24 protein-coding genes are annotated in these 23035 nt (G+C 71.7%); 10 read left to right on the forward strand and 14 right to left on the reverse strand.

What is annotated here, in order from left to right:
• Positions 1-16: 16 nt before the first annotated feature.
• Together ACZ4Z2_RS06975 and ACZ4Z2_RS06980 are read right to left on the reverse strand one after the other, a co-directional pair.
• Complete coding sequence (locus ACZ4Z2_RS06975; RefSeq protein WP_468073163.1) at positions 17-835, reverse strand: PaaX family transcriptional regulator; 819 nt, start codon at positions 833-835, stop codon at positions 17-19.
• A gap of 15 nt (positions 836-850) precedes the next feature.
• Positions 851-2449 (reverse strand): AMP-binding protein, encoded by a 1599-nt coding sequence (locus ACZ4Z2_RS06980; RefSeq protein ID WP_468073364.1) that lies wholly within the window; start codon positions 2447-2449, stop codon positions 851-853.
• A 140-nt stretch (positions 2450-2589) separates the two neighbouring features.
• Here ACZ4Z2_RS06980 and ACZ4Z2_RS06985 point away from each other — a divergent pair, with 140 nt between their 5' ends.
• Together ACZ4Z2_RS06985 and ACZ4Z2_RS06990 are read left to right on the forward strand one after the other, a co-directional pair.
• Positions 2590-3729: an acyl-CoA dehydrogenase family protein gene (locus tag ACZ4Z2_RS06985; protein ID WP_468073165.1), complete on the forward strand. Its 1140-nt coding sequence runs from the start codon at positions 2590-2592 to the stop codon at positions 3727-3729.
• On the forward strand, positions 3726-4124 hold the full coding sequence (locus ACZ4Z2_RS06990) for a RidA family protein (RefSeq protein WP_468073167.1): 399 nt from the start codon (positions 3726-3728) through the stop codon (positions 4122-4124). Before ACZ4Z2_RS06985 ends, ACZ4Z2_RS06990 begins: the two co-directional genes overlap by 4 nt.
• A 37-nt stretch (positions 4125-4161) precedes the next feature.
• On the opposite strand, the gene ACZ4Z2_RS06995 is transcribed toward ACZ4Z2_RS06990, so the two are convergent.
• Complete coding sequence (locus ACZ4Z2_RS06995; RefSeq protein ID WP_468073169.1) at positions 4162-4344, reverse strand: DUF5999 family protein; 183 nt, start codon at positions 4342-4344, stop codon at positions 4162-4164.
• A 288-nt stretch (positions 4345-4632) separates the two neighbouring features.
• Here ACZ4Z2_RS06995 and ACZ4Z2_RS07000 point away from each other — a divergent pair, with 288 nt between their 5' ends.
• The gene (locus tag ACZ4Z2_RS07000) at positions 4633-5070 is read left to right on the forward strand and encodes a DUF6299 family protein (protein WP_468073171.1); all 438 of its coding nucleotides are present in this window, start codon (positions 4633-4635) and stop codon (positions 5068-5070) included.
• Between the two features lie 68 nt (positions 5071-5138).
• Here the strand turns inward: ACZ4Z2_RS07000 and ACZ4Z2_RS07005 are convergent, their stop codons facing one another.
• The 4 genes from ACZ4Z2_RS07005 to ACZ4Z2_RS07020 form a co-directional block, all read right to left on the reverse strand.
• A complete protein-coding gene (locus ACZ4Z2_RS07005; RefSeq protein WP_468073173.1) occupies positions 5139-5948 on the reverse strand; it encodes a carbonic anhydrase in 810 nt (269 codons plus the stop codon).
• A gap of 241 nt (positions 5949-6189) precedes the next feature.
• Positions 6190-6891 carry a class F sortase gene (locus ACZ4Z2_RS07010; RefSeq protein ID WP_468073174.1) on the reverse strand — a complete coding sequence of 234 codons (702 nt, stop codon included), beginning with the start codon at positions 6889-6891 and terminating at the stop codon, positions 6190-6192.
• Between the two features lie 134 nt (positions 6892-7025).
• A complete protein-coding gene (locus ACZ4Z2_RS07015) occupies positions 7026-7538 on the reverse strand; it encodes a hypothetical protein (RefSeq protein WP_468073176.1) in 513 nt (170 codons plus the stop codon).
• A 176-nt stretch (positions 7539-7714) separates the two neighbouring features.
• Complete coding sequence (locus ACZ4Z2_RS07020) at positions 7715-8236, reverse strand: DUF4396 domain-containing protein (protein WP_468073178.1); 522 nt, start codon at positions 8234-8236, stop codon at positions 7715-7717.
• Between the two features lie 201 nt (positions 8237-8437).
• On the opposite strand from ACZ4Z2_RS07020, the gene ACZ4Z2_RS07025 reads away from it, so the two are divergent.
• Both ACZ4Z2_RS07025 and ACZ4Z2_RS07030 read left to right on the forward strand, forming a co-directional pair.
• A complete protein-coding gene (locus ACZ4Z2_RS07025; protein WP_468073180.1) occupies positions 8438-9145 on the forward strand; it encodes a DUF5134 domain-containing protein in 708 nt (235 codons plus the stop codon).
• A gap of 829 nt (positions 9146-9974) precedes the next feature.
• Positions 9975-10586, forward strand: coding sequence for a DUF418 domain-containing protein (locus ACZ4Z2_RS07030; RefSeq protein ID WP_468073181.1), 612 nt, complete (start codon positions 9975-9977; stop codon positions 10584-10586).
• A gap of 92 nt (positions 10587-10678) precedes the next feature.
• Here the strand turns inward: ACZ4Z2_RS07030 and ACZ4Z2_RS07035 are convergent, their stop codons facing one another.
• Both ACZ4Z2_RS07035 and ACZ4Z2_RS07040 read right to left on the reverse strand, forming a co-directional pair.
• Complete coding sequence (locus tag ACZ4Z2_RS07035; RefSeq protein WP_468073183.1) at positions 10679-11644, reverse strand: M56 family metallopeptidase; 966 nt, start codon at positions 11642-11644, stop codon at positions 10679-10681.
• On the reverse strand, positions 11641-12009 hold the full coding sequence (locus ACZ4Z2_RS07040; protein WP_468073185.1) for a BlaI/MecI/CopY family transcriptional regulator: 369 nt from the start codon (positions 12007-12009) through the stop codon (positions 11641-11643). Before ACZ4Z2_RS07040 ends, ACZ4Z2_RS07035 begins: the two co-directional genes overlap by 4 nt.
• 126 nt (positions 12010-12135) lie before the next feature.
• Here ACZ4Z2_RS07040 and ACZ4Z2_RS07045 point away from each other — a divergent pair, with 126 nt between their 5' ends.
• Positions 12136-12630: a DUF6153 family protein gene (locus ACZ4Z2_RS07045; RefSeq protein ID WP_468073187.1), complete on the forward strand. Its 495-nt coding sequence runs from the start codon at positions 12136-12138 to the stop codon at positions 12628-12630.
• 130 nt (positions 12631-12760) lie between these two features.
• Entirely contained in the window at positions 12761-13420 is a 660-nt protein-coding gene (locus ACZ4Z2_RS07050; RefSeq protein WP_468073189.1) for a DUF305 domain-containing protein, read from the forward strand.
• Positions 13421-13495: 75 nt separating this feature from the next.
• Here the strand turns inward: ACZ4Z2_RS07050 and ACZ4Z2_RS07055 are convergent, their stop codons facing one another.
• The 4 genes from ACZ4Z2_RS07055 to ACZ4Z2_RS07070 all read right to left on the reverse strand — a co-directional run bounded on the left by ACZ4Z2_RS07055 (position 13496) and on the right by ACZ4Z2_RS07070 (position 16522).
• Entirely contained in the window at positions 13496-14059 is a 564-nt protein-coding gene (locus tag ACZ4Z2_RS07055; protein WP_468073191.1) for a GNAT family N-acetyltransferase, read from the reverse strand.
• Between the two features lie 162 nt (positions 14060-14221).
• Positions 14222-15751: a helix-turn-helix domain-containing protein gene (locus tag ACZ4Z2_RS07060; protein ID WP_468073193.1), complete on the reverse strand. Its 1530-nt coding sequence runs from the start codon at positions 15749-15751 to the stop codon at positions 14222-14224.
• A gap of 143 nt (positions 15752-15894) precedes the next feature.
• Positions 15895-16092, reverse strand: coding sequence for a DUF4236 domain-containing protein (locus tag ACZ4Z2_RS07065; RefSeq protein ID WP_468073195.1), 198 nt, complete (start codon positions 16090-16092; stop codon positions 15895-15897).
• Between the two features lie 160 nt (positions 16093-16252).
• A complete protein-coding gene (locus ACZ4Z2_RS07070) occupies positions 16253-16522 on the reverse strand; it encodes a hypothetical protein (protein ID WP_468073197.1) in 270 nt (89 codons plus the stop codon).
• A 351-nt stretch (positions 16523-16873) separates the two neighbouring features.
• On the opposite strand from ACZ4Z2_RS07070, the gene ACZ4Z2_RS07075 reads away from it, so the two are divergent.
• Positions 16874-17896: a hypothetical protein gene (locus ACZ4Z2_RS07075; RefSeq protein ID WP_468073199.1), complete on the forward strand. Its 1023-nt coding sequence runs from the start codon at positions 16874-16876 to the stop codon at positions 17894-17896.
• Positions 17897-18455: 559 nt separating this feature from the next.
• Here the strand turns inward: ACZ4Z2_RS07075 and ACZ4Z2_RS07080 are convergent.
• Positions 18456-19190, reverse strand: coding sequence for a dienelactone hydrolase family protein (locus ACZ4Z2_RS07080; RefSeq protein ID WP_468073200.1), 735 nt, complete (start codon positions 19188-19190; stop codon positions 18456-18458).
• Between the two features lie 468 nt (positions 19191-19658).
• Between ACZ4Z2_RS07080 and ACZ4Z2_RS07085 the strand changes: the two genes are divergently transcribed.
• Entirely contained in the window at positions 19659-19877 is a 219-nt protein-coding gene (locus ACZ4Z2_RS07085) for a hypothetical protein (protein ID WP_468073202.1), read from the forward strand.
• A 172-nt stretch (positions 19878-20049) separates the two neighbouring features.
• Positions 20050-22767, forward strand: a complete 2718-nt coding sequence (gene acnA, locus ACZ4Z2_RS07090) for an aconitate hydratase AcnA (protein WP_468073204.1) — start codon at positions 20050-20052, stop codon at positions 22765-22767.
• Positions 22768-23035: the final 268 nt, after the last annotated feature.

Below are 23035 nucleotides of genomic sequence, written 5' to 3' on the forward strand. Positions count from 1 at the left end.
CGGCCTGTCCCGGACCCTACGTCCCGAGGCCCGCGAACACCGCCCCGGCGTCCCTCAGCCGCTCGTGCAGGGCCCGGAACACGGCCCCCGAGCGCACCCCCGGCCAGTCCGCCGGCAGCAGCGCGGCCGGCAGCCCGGGGTCGACGTAGGGCAGATGGCGCCAGGAGTCCAGGACCAGCAGGTAGTCGCGGTAGGCCGCCTCCGGCGGCGTGTCGGCGCGGCGCTCCCAGGCGTGCAGCACGGGCGCGTGCCGGTCGAGGAACGCCTCGTGCTGCTTGGCGATCCCGGCCAGGTCCCACCACCGCGACACCGCCTCGGCGGTCGCCGCGAACCCCAGGTGCTCGCCCCGGAACAGCTCCACGTACGGGTCGAGCCGCAGCCGCACCAGGGTGTGCCGGGTCTCCTCGTACAGCCGGGCGGGCGCGAGCCACACCCCCGGCGCGGCCGTGCCGAAGCCCAGCCCGGCCAGCCGGGAGCGCAGCACGTGCCGTTTCTGCCGCTCGGACTCCGGTACCGAGAACACGGCGAGCACCCAGCCCTCGTCCTGCTCCGGTGCCGTCGCGTAGATCCGCCGGTCGCCGTCCTCCAGGAGCTGCCGCGCGTCGTCGGACAGCGCGTACCCGGCGGCGCCCGTCGCGGTACGGGCGGGCAGCAGCAGTCCGCGGCGCTTCAGCCGGGACACAGAGGAACGGACGGAGGGCGCGTCGACACCCACCGCGGCGAGCAGCCGGATCAGTTCGGAGACGGGCACGGGACCCGGCACCGAACGGCCGTACGCGCCGTAGAAGGTGACGATGAGCGAACGTGGTGCATGCTGTTCGGACACGTTGATCATTTTAGGTCTTCGGTATCAGTGCTGGTCACCTGTGGTGCGCAGGCGGAACCGCTGGAGTTTGCCGGTCGCTGTGCGCGGCAGGGCGTCCAGGAACACGATCTCGCGCGGACACTTGTACGGCGCCAGCTCGGCCCGGAGGAACGCGCGCAGCGCCTCGTCGTCCCGCACCGCCCCCGCCGCGACCACCACGTACGCCACCGCGACCTGCCCGCGCGCCTCGTCGGGCCGCCCGACGACCGCCGCCTCCAGCACGTCCGGATGGCGCAGCAGCGCGTCCTCGACCTCGGGGCCCGCGATGTTGTACCCGGCGGAGATGATCATGTCGTCGGCGCGGGCGACATACCGGAAGTACCCGTCCGGCTCACGGACATACGTGTCACCGGTGACGTTCCAGCCGCCGCGCACGTACTCCCGCTGCCGCTCGTCCGCGAGATAGCGGCACCCCACGGGCCCGCGCACCGCGAGCAGCCCCTGCTCCCCGTCCGGCACCGGCACCCCCTCCGCGTCCTGCACCCGCGCGTGCCACCCCGGTACGGGAACGCCGGTCGTGCCGGGCCGTACGGCGTCGTCGGCGGCGGAGATGAAGATGTGCAGCAGCTCGGTCGCGCCGATGCCGTTGATGATCCGCAGCCCGGTCCGCTCGTGCCAGGCCCGCCAGGTGGCCGCCGGCAGGTTCTCGCCCGCCGACACGCACCGCCGCAGCGCCGACAGGTCGTGCCCGTCCAGCTCGCCGAGCATCGCCCGGTACGCCGTCGGCGCGGTGAACAGCACCGACACCCGGTGCGCCGCGAGCGCCGGCAGCAGCTGTTTCGGGCCCGCCTGTTCGAGCAGCAGGGCGCTGGCCCCGGCCCGCATCGGGAAGACGACGAGACCGCCGAGGCCGAAGGTGAAGCCGAGCGGGGGAGACCCGGCGAACACGTCGTCGGGCCGGGGCCGCAGCACATGCCGGGAGAAGGTGTCCGCGACGGCCAGGAGGTCCCGGTGGAAGTGCGCGCACCCCTTGGGCCGCCCGGTCGTGCCGGAGGTGAAGGCGATCAGCGCCACGTCGTCGGCCGCCGTGTCGACCGCCGGGAAGGGTTCGTCCTCAGCGGGCAGGCGCAGCAGGTCCTCCGGCCCGTCACCGCCGTACGTCGTGATCCGCAGCCCGGGTACCTCGGCTTTCACCAGGTCGTCCACGGACCGTATGTCGCACAGCGCGTGCGAGACCCGCGCCAGCTCGCAGACCGTGGACAGCTCGTGCGGCCGCTGCTGCGCGAGCACCGTCACCGCGACCGCCCCCGCCTTGAGCACCGCGAGCCAGCAGGCGGCGAGCCAGGGGGTGGTGGGCCCCCGGAGCAGGACCCGGTTGCCCGGGACGACACCGAGCACGGAGGTCAGGAGGTGGGCGACGCGGTCGACGCGGGCGGACAGCTCGCCGTACGTCCACGTCTCCCCGGCGGGGGTGCGGAAGACGGGCCGGCCCGGGTCGGTGCCGCCGAGCAGTTCGGCGGCGGCGTTGAGCCGGTCGGGGTAGCGCAGCTCCGGCAGGTCGAAGACCAGCTCCGGCCACTGGGCCGGGGGCGGCAGACGGTCACGGGCGAAGGTGTCGACGTGGGCGGTGACCCTGGAGTTCATGACGTTCGCCCCCTGCTCGGTCCCTGCGGTGGTGGACTCGCACGTCGTGGTGGGCTCGCCACTGGAGCGTATCGCCTTGGTGACGACAGTCAACAGATCGCGATAGCCTGAAGCGGCCCGATGGGGGAGAGGGGACGGCAATGACCGCATTCTCGCTCGAACCGGAGCAACTCGCCCGGTGTGCCGCACTGCGCGACCTCGCCGCCGACCGGCTGCGCCCGCTCGCCGAGAAGGGCGAACCCGGCCGCGTCAACCGCCCCCTCGTCGCCGAACTCGGCCGACTGGGCCTGCTGCGCCGCCTGTTCACCTCCGGCGCCCTCGATCTCTGTCTGATGCGCGAGTCCCTGGCGTACGCCTGCACCGAGGCCGAGACCGCGCTCGCCCTCCAGGGACTGGGCGCCCACCCGGTCCACGCCCATGGCAGCGAGGAGCAGCGCGCCCGCTGGCTCCCCCGGGTGAGCGACGGCGACGCGGTCGCGGCCTTCGCGCTCAGCGAGCCCGGGGCCGGCTCGGACGCGGCGGCGCTGGAACTGCGAGCCGAGCCCGACGGCGCCGGCCGCTGGCGGCTCACCGGCGAGAAGTGCTGGATCTCCAACGCCCCCGAGGCCGACCTCTACACCGTCTTCGCCCGCACCACCCCCGGCGCGGGCGCCCGCGGCGTCACCGCCTTCCTGGTCCCCGCCGACCGCCCCGGCCTCACCGGCACCCCCCTCGACATGCTCTCCCCGCACCCCATCGGCACCCTCGCCCTCGACGCCGTCCCCGTCACCGCCGACGACGTCCTCGACGCGCCCGACCGGGGCTTCCGCGTGGCCATGGGCACCCTCAACCTGTTCCGCCCCAGCGTCGGCGCCTTCGCGGTCGGCATGGCCCAGGCCGCGCTCGACGCCACCCTCGACCACACCTCCCGGCGCGAGGCGTTCGGCGGGAAGCTGCGCGACCTCCAGACCGTCGCCCACCAGGTCGCCGAGATGGCGCTGCGCACGGAGGCCGCCCGCCTCATGGTCTACGCGGCGGCCACGGCGTACGACTCCGGCGCCCCGGACGTTCCCGGGCGCGCGGCGATGGCGAAACTGCTCGCCACGGAGACGGCCCAGTACGTCGTCGACGCCGCCGTCCAACTGCACGGCGCCCGTGCGCTGCGCCGCGGCCACCTCCTCGAACACCTCTACCGGGAGGTGCGGGCGCCCCGGATCTACGAGGGGGCGAGCGAGGTGCAACGGGCCGTCATCGCCAAGGAGTTGTACGCGCGGACCGAGGAACGGGAGCCGTCGTCATGAACCTCGAACGGGTGAACCCGGCGCAGCTGTCGCCGCCCACCGGTTTCTCGCACGCCGTGGTGGCCACCGGCGGCCGGGTCGTCTTCCTGGCGGGCCAGACCGCGCTGGACGCGGACGGCAAGGTCGTGGGGGAGACGCTGGTCGAGCAGTTCGAGCGGGCGCTCGGCAATCTGCTCACCGCGCTGGAGGCGGCCGGCGGCACACCGGCCGACCTGGCCCGCGTCACCGTCTACACGACCGACGTCGCCGACTACCGCTCCCATGTGTCGCGACTCGGCCAGGTGTGGCGGAGGCTGGCGGGGCGGGACTATCCCGCGATGGCGGTCGTCGGTGTCGTACGGCTCTGGGACGAGCGGGCCCTGGTGGAACTGGACGGCTTCGCGGTCCTCCCGTAGCGCCGAGGGGCGCCGGACGGCCGTGGCGCGGAGGGTCTCAGGCGGCGACGGCGAGCCGGCTCGGGGCGACGACGCGGCCGTCGGGGAGGATCTCACCGGTGTCGTCGAAGACGATCGCCCCGTTGCACAGCAGGTTCCAGCCCTGCTCGGGGTGGAACGCGACGATGTGCGCGGCGTCCGTGCTGTCGGCCGCGGGGCACAGGGGCTGGTGTGAACACATGGCGCACCTCCACGTCATTGTGAGTGCCGGCGGCGAGTCACCGCCTCGCAGTACAGACGATGCACGCCCCCCGAACCCGTCGACAAGGCGTCGCGGCGAGACGTGACAGCACCCGGACGTCCTGTGACACGACGCGGACACAACACGAGGGCGTACGGGGGTCGGCGGAGGCGACGTGACAGGAATGTACGGGGGACGGCGGAGGCGACGCGCCGACGGAGGGGTGACGATCACCTGTGCGGAAAGCCCCGGGCGGTACCTCTGGAAGCCCAGCTCAAGGAGGTCCCCATGCCCGCTTCCCGCATCTCACGGACGCTCGGCCCGGCCGCCTGCGCCGCGCTGCTCCTGCTCGCCGCCGCCCCGGCCGCCGACGCCACGGCCGAACCGTCCGAGACGGTGACGATCGACCCCATCGGAAAGGTCGCCCCCGACGGCACCCTCACCCTGTCCGGCACCTACCGCTGCCTCGGCGGCAACGGACCCGTCTTCGTCTCCTCGTCGCTGCAACAGGGCGACAGCCGGGTCCGCAAGGGCGTCGGCGGCTCCTCGGCGATCTGCGACGGCGCCGACCACGCCTGGACCCACACCGACAGCGCCGAGCCGGGCCGCTTCGCACCGGGGCCGGCCCGCGTGGAGGCCACCGTCATGGAACTGTCCGGTGCGGGACTGCCGCTGCCCCGGTTCCACGCCGTCCGCCAGCAGGACATCACGCTCGTCGCGGGCTGAGCCCCGGCGACACCGAGGGGCCCCGGCGGACGTCCGCCGGGACCCCTGTCGTGCGTGTCGCGCCGGGCCTACTTCAGCAGGTGCACGCGCTGGGTGGTCAGGTCGTAACGGGCGCCGACGATGGCCACCTCGCCCGCCTTCACCTTCGCGGCGAGGTCGGGTTCGGCCGCCAGCTTCGCGCGGACCAGCCGGACGTTCGCGTCGATGGTCGCGGCCACCCGGGCGTCGCCCTCCACGTGGTGGTCGATCGCCGGGGCGATCTGGTCGGCCACGTACTGGATGTGGGCCGGCAGCTTCTCACCGGTGCTGTCCGCCTGGACGGCCGCCTTCACGGCACCGCAGGACTGGTGGCCGAGCACCACGACCAGCGGGATGTCCAGTTCGAGTACGCCGTACGCGACGCTGCCGAGCACTGCCTCGTCCAGCACCTCGCCGGCGCTGCGCACGGTCATGAGGTCGCCCAGGCCCTGGTCGAAGACCAGCTCCGGGGGGACGCGGGAGTCGATGCAGCCGAGGATGAGCGCGAAGGGGTGCTGACCGGTCGTCAGGGCCTTGCGGGTGGCGGCGTCCTGGTCGGGGTGCTGCTCGTGGAAGGTCCGCCAGCGGCGGTTGCCCTTCGACAGCTCCTTCAGCGCCTTCTCGGGGGTGTCCGGCCGCGTGGGGGTGGAGGCCGGGACAGAGTGCTTGGTGCGGGAGGCGGGCTCCGCCTGGGCGGGGAAGGAGCCGACCGCGAGCCCGCCGCCGAGGACGGCGGTACCGGCGAGCGCGGCGCGCAGCAGCGACCGCCGCCCCCGGGGCCGCGGGAGGGATATCGGGCCGTCGGCGGAACCGGAGGTCGCGGCGCCGGCGCCTCTGTGTGGTGCTTGGTCAGAGTTCACGCGGAGGAACGTACGTCCGGCCAAACGTCCAAACGTTCGTGTTGCGCAATCATGGACGAGCGTGGGCCAATCATGGGCGGCCGTTGAACAGCTCTTGGCCGAGTGCGGGAAAGATCTTGGACAGCCGGTCATCTGCCGTTCGCCGAGCGCCGGGAGCGCTCCCAGGGTTGTGCCCGGCACTCGTACGGGACCGGGAGCCGTCGGGCCGGGCGGGGTGCCCGGGTCGGGCGGGATGCCGGGTTCAGGTGAGGTGCCCGAAGACGACCAGGTTCTCCGTGTAGTCCTTGGCCGCGTGGTCGTAGTCGCCGGCACAGGTGATCAGCCGGACCTCCGGGCGGGCCGCGTCGGCGTACACCCGCTCGTCCGGGAAGTCGTCCTTCTCGAACGTGTCCATCTCGTCGACGACGAAGCGCGCCTTGCGCCCGTCCGCCCGGACGACGTCGAAGACATCGCCCTTGGTGAGGGTGCCCAGTGCCGCGAACACCGCCGGGGACGTGGCCGTGTCGACGTGTCCGGCGATGATCGCCGTACCCGTCTCACCAGGGGTGGCGCCGCCGGCGTGCCAGCCCACGAGGTTGACGTCGTCCGGGGGCGGCGCCTCCAGCTGCCCGTTGGAGTCGATCTTCAGCGGGGTGAAAGGGGCGTCGACGGAGATCTTCGGGATGAGCAGCCGCACCGGTCGCGACCGGGGGAGCCCGCGGCTCGCGGGGCGGGAGGGGGAGGGGGAGGGGGAGGGAGAGGCCGTCGGGGAGGAGGACGCGGCCAGCGGGGCGTGCCGGGCGTCCGGCGGCGGGGGGGTGTCGGGCGAGGGGCCCTCGCGTCCGAACAGGATCAGGGTGAGGATCACCAGACCCAGGGCGACCAGCATGGTGACGTTCGGACGGCTTCCGCGGCGGGTCGGTCCCGGACCGATGCCGCCGGGGTAAGAGGGATGGGCTGCCATAGGACACCACCTCACAAGGCACGGCAGCGGAACGGGCGGGGCGGGGGACGGGAATCCGGGCGGCCGGGCCGCCACACGATGCACGGTGTGACGGCCGCGGCCGCTATCGGGCCGGATATCGCGCCGGGCATACGTCAGGCCACGCTTCCGCCGGTGTTCTTGCGACGCAGGGCGTACATGCCGGTGCCCGCGACCGCGAGGACCGCCAGGCCGCCCGCGGTCATGGCCGGAGAGGCGAGCGCGCCGCCGCCGGTGTGCATCCCGCCACGCGGCTTGTCGTGGTCGCCCTTCCAGCCGCCCTTGTCGTGGTCGCCCTTCCAGGACTCCTTGTCACTGTCGTCCTTCCACGACTCCTTGCCGTGGTCGCCGTAACCGCCCCCCTCGCCCTTCTGCTTGTCCTCGTCGCCCCAGGACTTCTCCTCCTTGCCCTCTGAGGTCCACTCGTCGTTCTGGGCCGCGGTCAGGGCGCCGCCGCCGGTGTGAACACCGCCGCGGGGGCCGTCGTGCCTGCCGTCCTTGTGGTGCTCCTTGCTGTACCCATGGTCCTCGCGGTTCCAGTCGTCCCCGTCGGCGTAGGCTCCGGGGGCGGTGACGGCGAGGACGGCCGTGGCCGCCGCTGTGGCGAAGAGCATGCGGGCTGAACGCATTTGATGGTCCTTCCGTCAGGACCGGGCAGCTGTCGCTTCGTCAGCTGAAGGGACCCGGTCTCGACGTGATCCACCGTCAGTCGGATCTCCGCTCGCCACCACTCAAGGCGCTCACGCGGGTGAACAAGAGGGCCCCGAGCCCTCCCGCGACCACCCGTTCGGCTCCGGCCGTGCCGTCAGTGGTAGGCGTGGACGACGGCGTGGCCCTTGCCGCGGCCGATCATCCACTTGTTGACCGGTGTGGTGATCAGGAAGGCGACCGCGAACCCGCCGAGGAGCGCCGACCAGAACAGCCCGTCGGAGAGGTGGGCGTCCATCGCTCCGGTCAGGGCGATGATCACGTTGTCGACCAGCTCCATCACGGCGATGGAGACCGTGTCGGCCGCCAGCGCCACCTTGATCGCGCCCCGGAGGTCCAGACCCGCGCGGCGTACCGCGAAGAGCGTGAAGGAGTACCCGAACACGAACGCCAGGGCGATGGCCAGCACCATGGTCGGTACGTTGCCCCACCGCAGGGCCGTGCCGACGACCATCCCGAGGATCTCCCCGATGGCGCACCCGGTCAGGCAGTGCAGCGTCGCCTTCACGGCCGTGCCCCAGGATGCTCCGCCGTGTCCCGGGGGTCCCGGGTGTCCCGCGTGTCCTCCGTGTGCGGCGTGGTCGTGCGCGCCGCCGTCATGGTGAGCACTGTGGTCCATGACCTGTCATCCCCATCCTCGTCCGTGGTGATCCGTCCCTCGACACCCAGCAGACTATACCCCTGGGGGGTATATGGCGAGAGGGTCCGCGGGCCGGTGTCGGACTCTTCCGTCGCGGATTCCCGGGTGCCCCGCTGAGTCGGATCGCCGCCCCTCACGTACTAAGGAGGTACGTAGTGGACGACGAGCGGTGGTGGCGATGTGACGGGACACCTTCTGGGCTGGACGCTGGTGGTGCTGGGAGCCGGGGTCGCCGTCGGCAACCTCGTCCGCGTGGCGCTGGTCGGCGGCTGGGCCCGGTTCGAGGCGGGAGCCGAGGCCGTGATGGGCGCGGGCATGGCCGTGATGGCGGCGCCCCCGACGGCACTCCACTACGGCACGTACGGCCTGTGGTGGGCGGCGGTCTTCGCCCTGTTCTGCGCCGGGGGCGCGGTCCTGTCCGTACGGCACGTCCGGCGCGGCGGGATACGACGGCTGGGGCACGGCGCCCATCTCGTGATCGGCAGCGCCGCCATGGTGCTCATGACCCTGGCCATGCCCGGCGAGGGCTCCGGGCCGACGCTCGCCCTGGCCGGTGCCTCGGGGCACGGGCACGGGCACGGGGCGACGGCCGGCACGGGCGGCGGCCACGGGATGACCGAGGCGGCCGCGTCCTCGGGCTCGGCGGTGCTGTGGCGCGCCGCCTTCTGGGCGCTGGCCGCCTATTTCCTGGTCTTCGTGGCCCTGGCCGTACGCGCCCGCATACGGGGCACGCTCGCGTCACCCGGGGCGGCCGCCCCGAGGGCCCGCCACCGTCGCGCCGCCCGCACCCCCTCGCTCTCGGTGCTCTCGGCGCCGAACGCCCGCCTGGCCGGCCACGTCGCGATGGGCGGCTCGATGGCGACGATGCTGCTGATGATGACGGCGTGACGGCGTGACGGCGTGACGGTCCGCCTGGTCAGGTCGTGCCGTCGGCTGCGCGCCTCCGGGTGCGCGCGTTCCCGGGCGAGCACGCCCTGGGCCAGCAGCAGACGCTCGTGCTCGCGGGCCTCGGAGATCTCGGCGAGCCGCAGCGACAGTTCGCGGCGGGCCTGGACGAGCTGGCCGAGGAAGACGGGGGCGACCCCCGTAGCCACGCTGTAGGTGACCGTGACGAGGGCGGAGCTCTCGTGCGGTTCGAGGAACTCCGGGGCGGGCCACGACCACCAGGTCAGATCGCAGGCGGCGTACGCCAGCGCGCACCCGGCCAGCAGGATCCGGCGCCGGGACAGGGACGTGAGGGAGTAGAGCGCGGCGAGCGTGGCGAACACCGCGTCGGAGACCAGGGCGGACGGCAGGGCGAGCAGGAACGTCAGCGAGGGCGCTCGGCGGAGGGCCGGCAGGACGAGGGCGGCGAGCAGGGCGCAGACCATGCGCAGCGGCTCGTCCGGCGCGAAGTGGATCCGGACGTCCACCAGCGCCGCCGCCACCGGCACGGCGTCCCACAGCACCGCCGGCGGACGGTACGACCGGACCGCCGGCCGGCGCCTCACCCCGCCTCCCCCTCCGGCCGCGCCCGCAGCAGACCGGCGCGCTCTGGGCGCCGTGCCGCTCGCCGCCGTCGCCGCGGCGGGTGCGCTGGTCATGCCCCAAGTGCTGTACGCGGTACGCCGGTCGATCGACGAGGGCACCTGGGTCGACACGGTCATCGACGCGGACCCGCTGGCCCGGATCGGCGGCACGGACGGCGTCGTCGAGCTGCTCTTCCGGGGAGTACCCGGTGCTCACCTGGATGCCGTTCATGGTCGCGGGCATGGCCGTGGCCCGGCTCGACCTCACCCGGGCGGCGGTCCGCGTCCGGCTCGCCCGGACGGGCGGCGCCCTGGCCGTGCTCGGCCACGGCGGCTCCTGGCTGGCCCTGACTCTCGTACCGCACGCGCGCGCCACCGTCGCCGCCGCGACGGACGGCGACTCGGGCGCCTCGGCCTGGTGGTCCGACACGGTCGGCGACCTCGTCGACCACACCCCGCCGGAGTGGCTGCTGGTGGGCGCGCCGCACAGCCAGACGACCTTCTCGATCCTCGGCAACACGGGGGTCGCTCTCGCGGTGCTCGCCGCGTGCGTCACCGTCACCGGCCGGATGCCCCGCCTCACCCGCTGGGCCGGCCCGGTCACGGCCATCGGCACGATCACGCTGACCGCGTACGTCCTGCACATCCTCGCGATCCGCGCCGTCGGCATGGAGGAGGAGACCGGCCCGGCACTGATCGCGCTGCTCGCGTTCACCGGAACGGCCACGCTGTTCGCGACCCTGTGGACCCGACGCTTCCGACGCGGCCCGCTGGAACACGCCCTCCACGTGACCACGCTGGTCGCCCGCCGCATCAAGTGAGGCCTACGCGGGTCAGGTGAGGCCTACGCGGGTCAGGTGAGGCCTACGCGGGTCAGGTGAGGCCCACGCGGGTCACGTCAGGCCCAGGCGGGTCAGGTGAGGCCCGGCGGGCAGAGGGCGAGCAGGGGCAGCAGCGGCACCGTCACCGCCACGGCGGTCATGATGGGCGTCAGGGCCCGATGGGGTGCTCTCGGCGGTCCGAGCACTCGACGCATCCGGATCAGTACCGCCCGGCCGCCCGCCCCGAACGCGCCGCGCGGCGCCCGGGCCGCCGCCATCTCGTACATCGCGGTCGCCAGGGCCTCGCGGGAGTGCCCGTGCAGGGCGCGGTCGTCGGCGACCATCTCCAGCAGCAGCGCCGTCTGCTCGCGCACGTGGCGGGCCACGGGCAGTCGGCGGAAGACGGAGTGGAACGCCTCCGCCGCGGCCAGGACCAGGTGGTGACGGCCCGCCACATGCGCCTGCTCGTGCTCCAGGACGGCGCCGAGCTGCTCGGCCGTCAGCTCACGGACGGCCCCGTCGCTGACCACGATCCTGGGCCGGCGGCCCGGCAGGCAGTACGCGGCGGGCACGTCGTACGGCAGGACGACCGCACCCAGCCGGGCCGACCGGCGCCCCACCAGATCCACCGCCCGCCGGTGCCGCGCCCGCGCCCGGCGGCCCCGTACGGCGTGGAAGGCGAAGCTCCCCGCGAGGGCGAGCCCCAGCGCGGCGGGCGGGGCCACGGCGAGCCCGGCGGCGGTCCGCGGACCGGTGTCGTACCCGAGTACGGGGAGCACACCGGGGCCCCCGAGGGCGGCGACCCCGTGGCCGTCCCCGAGGACGGCGAGCCCGCAGGAGTGCAGCAGACCCACCAGGCCCTCGTGCGGGTGCCCGGCGGGCATCGCCAGGTGATACGCGGTCAGCGCGACCCCCAGCGCGAACGACAGGGCCAGCGCGTGCCAGACCGCGAGGGCCGTGGCGGGCGCCCGGTGCGGCCATGCGGCCCGCACGAGCAGCGGCGGGGCGACGAAGCCCACCAAGGCCGTGTAGGCGACCAGGACGGGGGTCGCGTTCACGGCTTCGCCTGTCGTCCCACGGTCCGCAGGGCCTTGCGCAGCGCGGCCACCTCTTCCCCGGTCATGTTCTCCACGAAGTGGACCAGCGCGGCCGGACGGTCCTTGCTGGCGCCGAGACCGTCCTCCATCAGCGCGGCGGCGTACGCCTCGCGGCTGCGCACGGGGGAGTAGAGCCAGGCGCGCCCCTGCTTGCCCCGGAGCAACCAGCCCTTGTTGTAGAGGATGTTGGTGACCGTCATCACCGTCGTGTAGGCCACGGGCCGGGTCCGGTTGATGTCGTCGACGACCTCGCGCACGGTCGCGGGACGGTTCCACGTCCAGAGGCGGTCCATGATCTCCGCTTCCAGTTCCCCCAGCCGCCGCATGCCCTGACTCCTTCGCCCCACCCGACGTGCACAACGATTACGTAAGTGCATAGTAGGTTAGTAGACCTGGTGGCCCTCCCGCGGGGGTCACGGCAACGCATCACCCACGCACTGCACGAGGGACCCATGAACCCTGCCCGCGGCCAGGCCGTGACCGGCCCCGGAGCGCCGCCGCACCGCCGGCCGTGTCCGCCGCCCGCGCGGACCCGCGGCCTGGTGCTGTGCGCGCTGCTCCTGGGGCTGCTCGGCATGCACGGCCTCGGACCGGTCCCCGCCCTCCACGGAGCCACCGGGCACGACCGGATGGCGACGACCGAGGCGAACGCCGACACGAGGGCGTCGGCTCAGGTGTCGACTCGGGGCGTGGAGGCGTCGGCTCAGGTGTCGATGCCGGGTGCGTGCGGCCACGACGCCGGCGGCGGTACCGGGCACATGAGCCACGCGGACCCGACCTGCTCCTCGGCGTCCGTCGGCCAGGCCCCGGTCGTCGTGCCCGTGCTGGTGCCCGACGTGGTGGCGCGGGCCGCACAGGTGGACGCGGGGGCGTCGATGACGGGCTCGGGCCCCGAAGGCGGCCGCGCGCCACCCACCCTCGCCGAACTCCAGCTCCTTCGGATCTAGAGAAGCCGCACGCCGCCGTCTGCCCGCCGGGCCGTCTGCCCGCCGGGCCGTCTGCCCGCCGGGCCGCGGCGCCGTGCTCCGGATCGCCCCCTCCCGGCTTCTCCCTCCGAAACAACGCAGGAGTACCACCATGACCGCATCCGGTCGATTCCTCCGCCGTGCCGCTCTCACCGTCACCGCCGGTGCCGCCGCTCTCGTTCTCACCGCCTGCGGCGGCGACAGCGACGGCAACGGCCACGACATGGGCTCGATGAACTCCGCGTCCGGCTCACCCAAGGCCGGTTCGTCCGGCTCGGCGAAGGCGGACGACGGCGAGTCCGGCCACAACAAGGCGGACGTCGGCTTCGCCGAGGAGATGATCCAGCACCACCGCCAAGCCGTGGACATGGCCGAACTGGCCGACAGCCGCGCCGCCTCGCAGGAGGTCAAGGACCTCGCCGCCAAGATCAAGGGCGCTCAGGACCCGGAGATCGAGACCATGTCCGGCTGGCTCACCGCCTGGGGGGAGAAGGTCCCCGAGGACATGGCGGGCATGGGTCACGACATGGCGTCCGGCATGCCCGGAATGATGAGCGGCGAGGACATGGCCGCCCTGGAGAAGGCGTCCGGCGCCGCGTTCGACGAGAAGTTCCTGGAGCTGATGGTCGAACACCACGAAGGCGCCGTCGAGATGGCCGAGACCGAGAAGGCGAAGGGGAAGTACGGCCCCGCGCTCGACCTCGCCGACGACGTCATCAAGGCCCAGACCGCGGAGATCGAGCAGATGAACAAGATGCTCGGCAAGGGCTGACGTTCGCGGACGGACCGATGTCGCGGCGCGGGCGGCGGGCGGGGCAGCTGACCGCCTGCCGCCTCCTGCCCCCGCCTACGCGACTCCCGCGAGACCGCGGGCCGGATGGTCGGGACCCAGGAAGACGACGATGCCCTTGCCGTCGGGCGAGGGACGGGTCGCCTGGGTCCAGCCCTGGCGGCGGTAGAAGGACACGGCACGGGGCGACCGGGCGGACGTCAGCAGCCAGGAACGTCCCCCGGGCGCGTCCACGGTGACCGCCGCCAGGAGTTCACCGGCGAGACCGCGACCGCGGGCGCCGGGCCGTACGGCCAGCTCGTCGATCTCGCGTGCCCCGCACAGCCACTCGGCGGTGCGCTCGGGGCCCAGACCGGCGGCGGCCTGCGGATAGGCGCGGCCGGTGGGGAAGGGGGTCGCCGTGGTGAACGCGGTGGCGAACCCGGTGACCTCCGCCCCGGCGAACGCGAGCGCCGCGGTGAATCCGCCGCGCGTGACGTCCCCCTCCAACCTCCGCACGAACTCGTCCCCGGCGCTCTCGTCCTCGTTCCAGGGCGGGGAGCGGAAGACGTCGACGTAGACGGCGCGCAGTGCGCCGACGTGGGCGAGGACATCGGCGCCCTCGAAAACCCGCACGCTCATCGCCCCACCCCTGGAGAGTTATTGCAATCAGTATGCAATAACCGCTGACGCCGGTGCGAGCATCACCGAAGAGGGGGTACGCCGAGCGGCGGCCCGAGCGGGGGCGGTGCTCTGCCGACTCCCCCAGCCCCCGCAGCCAGCCGCCCGGGCGTTGATGGGCCGTCAGATATCCCGGAACGTCTCGATCTGCGCGCCCACGGTGTTGAGGCGTTCCGCCAGGTCCTCGTAGCCGCGGTTGATGACGTAGACGTTGCGGAGGACGGACGTCCCCTCGGCGGCCATCATCGCGAGGAGCACGACGACGGCGGGGCGCAGGGCCGGCGGGCACATCATCTCGGCGGCGCGCCAGCGGGTCGGGCCCTCGACGAGCACCCGGTGCGGGTCGAGGAGCTGGAGGCGGCCACCGAGGCGGTTGAGGTCGGTGAGGTAGATCGCGCGGTTGTCGTAGACCCAGTCGTGGATGAGGGTCTTGCCCTGCGCGACGGCGGCGATGGCCGCGAAGAACGGGACGTTGTCGATGTTCAGGCCGGGGAACGGCATCGGGTGGATCTTGTCGATCGGCGCCTGGAGCTTCGAGGGCCGGACGGTGAGGTCCACCAGTCGCGTACGGCCGTTGTCGGCGAAGTACTCCGTCGAGCGGTCGTGGTCGAGGCCCATCTCCTCCAGGACCGCCAGCTCGATCTCCAGGAACTCGATCGGCACCCGGCGCACCGTCAGCTCCGACTCGGTGACGACCGCCGCCGCGAGCAGGCTCATCGCCTCGACCGGGTCCTCGGAGGGCGAGTAGTCGACGTCCACGTCGATGTGCGGCACGCCGTGCACCGTGAGCGTGGTCGTGCCGATGCCCTCGACGCGGACACCGAGGGCCTCCAGGAAGAAGCAAAGGTCCTGGACCATGTAGTTGGACGAGGCGTTGCGGATGACGGTCACGCCGTCGTGGCGGGCGGCGGCGAGCAGCGCGTTCTCGGTGACCGTGTCCCCGCGCTCGGTCAGCACGATCGGGCGGCCGGGGGTCACGGACCGGTCCACCTCGGCGTGGTACAGCCCCTCGGTCGCGGTGATGTCCAGCCCGAACCGGCGCAGCGCGATCATGTGCGGCTCGATCGTCCGCGTCCCGAGGTCGCAACCGCCCGCGTACGGCAGCTTGAAGTGGTCCATACGGTGCAGCAGCGGGCCGAGGAACATGATGATCGAGCGGGTGCGGCGGGCCGCCTCGGCGTCGATCGACGCCAGGTCCAGCTCGGCCGGCGGCACGATCTCCAGGTCGACGCCGTCGTTGATCCAGCGGGTGCGCACGCCGATGGAGCCGAGCACCTCCAGCAGGCGGTACACCTCTTCGATCCGGGCGACCCGGCGCAGCACCGTGCGCCCCTTGTTCAACAGGGAGGCGCACAGCAGCGCGACACACGCGTTCTTGCTGGTCTTCACGTCGATCGAGCCGGAGAGCCGACGCCCGCCGACCACCCGCAGATGCATCGGACCCGCGTAGCCCAGCGAGACGATCTCGCTGTCCAGCGCTTCACCGATTCGAGCGATCATCTCAAGGCTGATGTTTTGATTGCCGCGCTCGATTCGATTCACCGCGCTCTGACTCGTCCCGAGGGCCTCCGCCAACTGTGACTGTGTCCAGCCGCGGTGCTGCCGTGCGTCACGGATGAGCTTGCCGATGCGTTCGAGGTAGTCGTCTGCCATGAGGGCGAGGTTATCTCAGATATGAGATGGCGCCTCTTGAGGGGTCTGTTGGGGTGGTGCGGCGGGACCACTCGAGTGACAGGCCCTCAGGCAGACGGAGGGGGGCGCCGGTTCCGCTCGCCGCGGTCCTCCGCTCCGCTCGCTCAGTGACGCCTCGCGCCACGCGTGCGGCGCCAGCCGAAGGGGCCGGGCAGGTCCATCGACGTCGTACGGCGTCCCGTACTGCTGTGGGTGTGCCGCGGGCCGTTGCTGCCGCCGGTCGTGATGGACCAGGAGCGCTTGTTGATGTTCAGCCGGACACCCGGCAGGATCCGGAAACTCTTGCGGAACGTGAGCGGCATGGGTGCCTCCTTCCGATGTCCAACTCGGGTACCCCGTCCGCCGATTGCCATGCGGGAGGCGGGGGCGGGGGCAGAGGCGGGGGTGGGCGCGGAGGCCGGTGTCGGCGGGGTGGAGACCCGGTACTCCCGTCGGGTCTCCACCTCCCTGGGTCCCGCGTCCCTACTCCTGCTCGGACGGATCCATCAGGGCTGTGGCGACCTGGGCCTGGGCGCGTTCCACGTAGGCGCGGCCGGCCTCCTGGAACGAGGTCGTGCGTACCAGTTCACGTATGTAGTGGTCCATGCCCTCGCGGATCACGGCGTTGGCCGTGGTGTCCTCGACGGCCGCCACCGCGTGGATCCGTTGCAGCAGTTGGGCCGGGAACCGGACGGAGACGACGACCTGGCGATCCTTGGCTTCGGTGTGGCTGCTCTTCCGTTCATTCGACACGTGAATCCCTTCGGTGGGGCGTCGGGCGTGCCGGATCTCAGAAGGGCGAGAGGGCGGGCACGCCTCCCCGGTATGTACTGAGTTGTAATACGGCCATGAGGCACAGTTCGCTCAACTCGGTCAGAGTACATCGCACTTCATGACTTCTAGAAGCTCCGTAGTGCGGGCACTCGCCTTCGTGAACGCGCTACGCACTTCCAATTCCCCCTTGATACTTCAAACTTCACGAAACGTTGAGATTTGCGTCATGTGTGCGACACGGCACCCACACGGGGTACTCTGCGCCGGAGGACGCGCAAGCGTGGGGGACCTCAGTCACCGCCCTTGATCCCAGAGGGAGTTGGACCTCGGATGAACCGGTCTGGTACCTGCGGCACCCCGCGACACCCCGCCTCCGTGCGCGTGGCGACCGTCGTCGCCGAAGCGCTGTACGCGCGGCAGCGCGAGAGCCTCTACGAGGCCCGCAGGCCCGTAAGTGTCGATCAAGCCCCCGCGCACCTTCCGGGGTACGACCCCTCCGAAGCCCTGCGTGCGCTGCGGAACCCGCACACGTACCACCCGACGCTGCACCCGCCCGCGGGGGTGCCGGTCCGCGGGCGTTCCCAGGAGCAGGAGCGCGCCGACTTCCGCGCCCGGCTCTTCGGTGCCGCACGGGACGTGTTGGACAGCCTCGGCGAAGAGATGGGCACTCCGATCGCCCTGATCGGGGCGGAGGGGAACCACGAGGAGCGACTGAAGCTCCTCCGGCGCCACGTCCTGGAGGGGCGGCCGGTCGTCTCCGTGTCGGAGACGGGCTGCCTGGAGTCGCTCCGGATCCGCGGTGACGCGCGCGCCGCCTCCCTCTCGGTGCTGGTCTGGCTGCCGAGCCCGCCGCTCGCCGCGGCGACGGTCACGCTGGAGTCCGCCCTCATCGCCGACTGCACCTCGGCGTACCGCCTGTGGCCCGACGGGGAGTGGGAGATGCTGACGGAGGACACCCCCGCCGTCACCCCCGGGGCGGGGTACCTCGTCTTCCCCTGGTCGATGGTGGCGCGGGCCGACCTGCTGACCAAGGAGTTCCCGAAGATCGAGTTCCAGGAGGAGACGACCTCCGCGATCATCCAGGCCGTCCTCAACCACCGGGTCCCGGCCGCCATCCATCCGTCCGGCGAGGTCCTCGACAGCGCCATCCTGCTGGTCGCCACCGCACACGGCCTCACGGTCCGGCTGCACGACGTCGAGGGCACCCCGATGACGGCCTGGGAGGCGAGCAAGATGCTCTACCGGGCGATCACCGAAGGCTCACCGACGCTTCCGGGGGTGATCATCGCCCGGGGTCGCGAGACCGCCCAGCGGGTCGCGGAACTCCTGGGTGACGTACCGGCGCGACGCTGACCGCCATCGGGGAATGAGCCCACGCGACGGTGGAGACGGGTCCACCGGCCTTCCGTCCGGGAGCGTTGCGGTCCGCCACCCGTCTCGCGGGCTTGTGCGGCGGGCCGGCTCGTTCTCGTAGGGCTTGACGGCCGACCCGTGGGCGGACATCCGTGGGCCGCGACGGCATCCATCCCGGGAAGGCTCAGGACGCCGCGCTACTCGCCCGAGAAAGACTGAGGCCCGCTCCCGATGCCGCGGAAAGACCGAGACTGCCCCGTTCGCCGGGACAGCACGGCTGTCCTGTCGCAGGGCAGTTGGTCGCTTGCGGATTCCGCTGACCTGCGCGGACTGGATTGTCTGAGACAGCCGTCACGGCCTGGGATGCCCGGCTTGCCGGGGCCCCCCGACGATGGCGAGCGAGCGCTTCCCCCGCGCCGGCCGAGAGCTCCCGGAAGGAGTTGGGCTGCTCGCCGGCCATCTAGCGTTCGGTGGCCGGGCGGGCCGGCGGGTCAGTCATGTCGACATCGGTGCGGCCCGCCCAGCCGTGTGCTTCCGGTTTGGTTGCCGAGCCGGAGCTTCAGCCGTTGGCCAGTGTGCGGTCGAGGAGGTGGAGCAGGCGGTCCCAGTGGCGCTGCAGTCCGGCGGAGTCGAAGGCGTCGGTGTCGGACATGGTGAACCCGTGGACGGTGCCAGGGTAGATCTCGGAGGTGTAGCTGGCCCCCGCGGCGTCCAGGGCCCGGTTGAGCTCGCCCAGGGCCTCGGGCGTCAGGTCGGTCTCGGCGTGGCCGAAGTGGACCTGGGCGGTGATCTTGGCGAGGGTGTCGGGCCCGTCGGCACCCACGGGGCCGTGGAACGCGGCGACGGCGGCCACCTGGCCGGGGTGGGCCGCGGCGGTGCGCACCGCCAGGAGGCCGCCTATGCAGTAGCCGGTCACCGCGACCGGTCCGGCGGCGACCTCGGGCTGGGCGGTGAGGAACTTGAGGTAGGCGTCGGCGTCGCTCAGGGCACGTTCGGCGGTGTGCGCCTCGATCAACGGCATCAGCTGGGCCATGAGTTCGGGCCGGGCCTCTTCCCCGATGTGCTCGGGAAGGCCGATCACCGGTGCCGGGCCGTGTCGATAGAAGAGGTTCGGGACGAGTACGTAGTACCCGTGCCCGGCCAACTCGCGGGCCATCTCCCGAAGCACCGGTCGGATACCGAAACCGTCCGCATACATCAGCACCCCTGGGTGCCGCTCACCACCGTCGGGGAAGGCGACGAAGGCGTCGGCCTGGCCGTCCGCGGTGGAAATCTGGAGCGTCTTGGTGGGCATGGTTTCCCCTGTCGTGGTTGATGGGTTGAACCTGTGATCAACACGACGGAGGTGGAGCCCGCGCAGCAGCGCAGGATCCTCGATCGAACAGCGGGCCCGTTCCGGCCCGTGGGGCGCTCAGGAGAGCACCGGGTCACCAATCCGTGTGTGGCGCGATGCCCTCCCGGTATTCATAACCGCACAGCGTAATCCACCGGGCAAAAGCCGTCGGCGTGCCCGGCTGGGGGCTGACCTGGATGGCCTGTCTTCCGCGAAAGGTGCCGGCCTCGCGGCGGTGTGGCAGGCGGATCCGAACTGCCATTTGGCGGTTGCATCGTGTCCGAGGCGAGGCGGATGACACGGCGAGAGACTTGGTGCGGCGATCCCCGACACCTGCGGATCGAAGTCCAAGAGCAGTAGCCGGCGCGCTCCAACCAGGCCTCGAAGCCCACGTGCCGCCCGGTCGTCGCCGCCCGGCCAACCCGGTAAGTGACGCTCACCACGAGATCACCCGAGCGGTCGCACCGGCTCGACGTCCTCGAACCGGGTCGTCACGCCATCCAGCAGCGGATGCCGCTGCCGCTGACGTACGGCGTCCACGTACGACAGCTCGACGTACGGCGTTCACTGAGACAGAAGGTGAAAGGACCGGGTTCGCTGAGTAAACGACTCGACTGGATGAGAGCGGTCACGGCCGCCCGGGCATGACCTGTCCGCGCCCATGTACTAGAGTTATCTCGACATCGAGATATCTGCCGAGGCGCACTGCGGCCGCCACCCCGGTAAGGGGTACCTAACTTAGCCTTACCTTAGCGGATCGGCCAAGGGGACGTGGCGGCAGGATGCGGTGGAACGCGCACATGGAATGAAGGAGACTGTCGTGTCGGCGAACAGCTTCGACGCCCGCAGCACGCTGCAGGTGGGCGACGAGTCGTACGAGATCTTCCGGCTGGACAAGGTGGAGGGCTCGGCTCGCCTGCCCTACAGCCTCAAGGTCCTGCTGGAGAACCTGCTCCGCACGGAGGACGGCGCGAACATCACCGCCGACCACATCCGTGCCCTCGGCAACTGGGACTCCCAGGCTCAGCCCAGCCAGGAGATCCAGTTCACGCCGGCCCGCGTGATCATGCAGGACTTCACCGGCGTTCCCTGTGTGGTGGACCTCGCCACCATGCGCGAGGCCGTCAAGGCCCTCGGCGGCGACCCGGCGAAGGTCAACCCCCTCTCCCCGGCCGAGATGGTCATCGACCACTCCGTCATCGCCGACAAGTTCGGCACGAACGACGCGTTCAAGCAGAACGTCGACCTGGAGTACGGCCGCAACAAGGAGCGCTACCAGTTCCTGCGCTGGGGCCAGACCGCCTTCGACGACTTCAAGGTCGTCCCCCCGGGCACCGGCATCGTCCACCAGGTCAACATCGAGCACCTGGCCCGCACCGTCATGGTCCGTAACGGCCAGGCCTACCCCGACACCCTCGTCGGCACCGACTCCCACACCACCATGGTCAACGGCCTCGGTGTGCTCGGCTGGGGCGTCGGCGGCATCGAGGCCGAGGCCGCGATGCTCGGCCAGCCGGTGTCGATGCTCATCCCGCGCGTCGTCGGCTTCAAGCTCACCGGTGAGCTGACCCCGGGCACCACCGCCACCGACCTCGTGCTGACCATCACCGAGATGCTGCGCAAGCACGGTGTCGTCGGCAAGTTCGTCGAGTTCTACGGTGAGGGCGTCGCCGCCACCTCCCTGGCCAACCGCGCCACCATCGGCAACATGTCGCCGGAGTTCGGCTCCACCGCCGCGATCTTCCCGATCGACGCCGAGACGATCAACTACCTGAAGCTCACCGGCCGCTCCGAGCAGCAGCTCGCGCTCGTCGAGGCGTACGCCAAGGAGCAGGGCCTCTGGCTGGACCCGGCCGCCGAGCCCGACTTCTCCGAGAAGCTGGAGCTGGACCTCTCCACGGTCGTCCCGTCCATCGCCGGCCCGAAGCGCCCGCAGGACCGCATCGTCCTCGCGAACGCCGCCGAGCAGTTCAAGCAGGACGTCCGCAACTACGTCAACGACGAGTACGAGGCCAGCAAGGAGTCCTTCCCCGGCTCCGACGCCCCGTCGACGATCCCGAACGGCACCCCGTCCAACCCGGTCACCGTGACCGCCCCCGACGGCTCGACGTACGAGATCGACCACGGCGCGGTGACGGTCGCGGCCATCACCTCCTGCACCAACACCTCCAACCCGTACGTCATGGTCGCCGCCGCGCTCGTCGCGAAGAAGGCCGTGGAGAAGGGCCTGACCCGCAAGCCGTGGGTCAAGACCACCCTCGCCCCGGGCTCCAAGGTCGTCACCGACTACTTCGACAAGGCGGGCCTGACCCCGTACCTCGACAAGGTCGGCTTCAACCTCGTCGGCTACGGCTGCACCACCTGCATCGGCAACTCCGGCCCGCTGCCGGAGGAGGTCTCCAAGGCCGTCAACGACCACGACCTCGCGGTCACCTCGGTCCTCTCCGGCAACCGTAACTTCGAGGGCCGGATCAACCCCGACGTCAAGATGAACTACCTGGCCTCCCCGCCGCTGGTCGTCGCGTACGCCCTCGCGGGCTCCATGAAGGTGGACATCACCAAGGACGCCCTCGGCACCGACCAGGACGGCAAGCCGGTCTACCTCCAGGACATCTGGCCGACCGAGGCCGAGGTCAACGACGTCGTCGCCAACGCCATCGGCGAGGACATGTTCTCCAAGTCCTACCAGGACGTCTTCGCGGGCGACGCCCAGTGGCAGGCCCTGTCGATCCCGACCGGCGACACCTTCGAGTGGGACCCGGAGTCGACCTACGTCCGCAAGCCCCCGTACTTCGAGGGCATGACGATGGAGACCACTCCGGTCACCGACATCGTCGGCGCCCGCGTCCTGGCCAAGCTGGGCGACTCGGTCACCACCGACCACATCTCCCCGGCCGGCGCCATCAAGGCCGACACCCCGGCCGGCAAGTACCTCACCGAGCACGGTGTGGAGCGTCGTGACTTCAACTCCTACGGCTCCCGCCGAGGCAACCACGAGGTCATGATCCGCGGCACGTTCGCCAACATCCGCCTGCGCAACCAGATCGCGCCGGGCACCGAGGGCGGTTACACCCGCGACTTCACGCAGGAGGGCGGCCCCGTCTCCTTCATCTACGACGCGTCGCAGAACTACCAGGCCGCCGGCACCCCGCTGGTCATCCTGGGCGGCAAGGAGTACGGCTCCGGCTCGTCCCGCGACTGGGCGGCCAAGGGCACCGCGCTCCTCGGCGTCAAGGCCGTCATCACCGAGTCGTACGAGCGCATCCACCGCTCGAACCTCATCGGCATGGGCGTCCTGCCGCTGCAGTTCCCGGCCGGCCAGTCGGCCGACTCCCTCGGTCTGACCGGCGAGGAGACCTTCTCCATCACCGGCGTCACCGAGCTGAACGAGGGCACCACCCCGAGCACGGTCAAGGTCACCACCGACACGGGCGTCGAGTTCGACGCGGTCGTCCGCATCGACACCCCCGGTGAGGCCGACTACTACCGCAACGGCGGCATCATGCAGTACGTGCTGCGCAACCTGATCCGCAACTGAGCGATCCGGTAGGGCACAAGCCCCAGGGCAGGTGAGGGCCGCATCCCCGGCGACGGGGGTGCGGCCCTCCGCCGTGTCCGCCCGCCGTGTCCGCCCTCGCCCTCCGCCGTGTCCGCCCTCCGCCCCCTTCCTGCGCCAACCGTTTACAACGGAACCACTTCGCGCTAGCTTCCGAGCAGGTGGGGGTGGGAGCGCTCCCATGCGAGTGGTGGACCGGAACCCGCCCCTCAGGGACCGCTCCCGCCCCGCACCACTTACCCGTACGCAC

This window comes from Streptomyces sp. NPDC030183 (assembly GCF_055573455.1).

Bases quoted from the DNA above. Each gene is read 5' to 3' on its own strand.
- ACZ4Z2_RS06975 (WP_468073163.1), bottom strand. From the start codon at position 835: ATGATCAACGTGTCCGAACAGCATGCACCACGTTCGCTCATCGTCACC.
- ACZ4Z2_RS06980 (WP_468073364.1), bottom strand. From the start codon at position 2,449: ATGAACTCCAGGGTCACCGCCCACGTCGACACCTTCGCCCGTGACCGT.
- ACZ4Z2_RS06985 (WP_468073165.1), top strand. From the start codon at position 2,590: ATGACCGCATTCTCGCTCGAACCGGAGCAACTCGCCCGGTGTGCCGCA.
- ACZ4Z2_RS06990 (WP_468073167.1), top strand. From the start codon at position 3,726: ATGAACCTCGAACGGGTGAACCCGGCGCAGCTGTCGCCGCCCACCGGT.
- ACZ4Z2_RS06995 (WP_468073169.1), bottom strand. From the start codon at position 4,344: ATGTGTTCACACCAGCCCCTGTGCCCCGCGGCCGACAGCACGGACGCC.
- ACZ4Z2_RS07000 (WP_468073171.1), top strand. From the start codon at position 4,633: ATGCCCGCTTCCCGCATCTCACGGACGCTCGGCCCGGCCGCCTGCGCC.
- ACZ4Z2_RS07010 (WP_468073174.1), bottom strand. From the start codon at position 6,891: ATGGCAGCCCATCCCTCTTACCCCGGCGGCATCGGTCCGGGACCGACC.
- ACZ4Z2_RS07015 (WP_468073176.1), bottom strand. From the start codon at position 7,538: ATGCGTTCAGCCCGCATGCTCTTCGCCACAGCGGCGGCCACGGCCGTC.
- ACZ4Z2_RS07020 (WP_468073178.1), bottom strand. From the start codon at position 8,236: ATGGACCACAGTGCTCACCATGACGGCGGCGCGCACGACCACGCCGCA.
- ACZ4Z2_RS07040 (WP_468073185.1), bottom strand. From the start codon at position 12,009: ATGCGGCGGCTGGGGGAACTGGAAGCGGAGATCATGGACCGCCTCTGG.
- ACZ4Z2_RS07045 (WP_468073187.1), top strand. From the start codon at position 12,136: ATGAACCCTGCCCGCGGCCAGGCCGTGACCGGCCCCGGAGCGCCGCCG.
- ACZ4Z2_RS07050 (WP_468073189.1), top strand. From the start codon at position 12,761: ATGACCGCATCCGGTCGATTCCTCCGCCGTGCCGCTCTCACCGTCACC.
- ACZ4Z2_RS07055 (WP_468073191.1), bottom strand. From the start codon at position 14,059: ATGAGCGTGCGGGTTTTCGAGGGCGCCGATGTCCTCGCCCACGTCGGC.
- ACZ4Z2_RS07060 (WP_468073193.1), bottom strand. From the start codon at position 15,751: ATGGCAGACGACTACCTCGAACGCATCGGCAAGCTCATCCGTGACGCA.
- ACZ4Z2_RS07065 (WP_468073195.1), bottom strand. From the start codon at position 16,092: ATGCCGCTCACGTTCCGCAAGAGTTTCCGGATCCTGCCGGGTGTCCGG.
- ACZ4Z2_RS07075 (WP_468073199.1), top strand. From the start codon at position 16,874: ATGAACCGGTCTGGTACCTGCGGCACCCCGCGACACCCCGCCTCCGTG.
- ACZ4Z2_RS07080 (WP_468073200.1), bottom strand. From the start codon at position 19,190: ATGCCCACCAAGACGCTCCAGATTTCCACCGCGGACGGCCAGGCCGAC.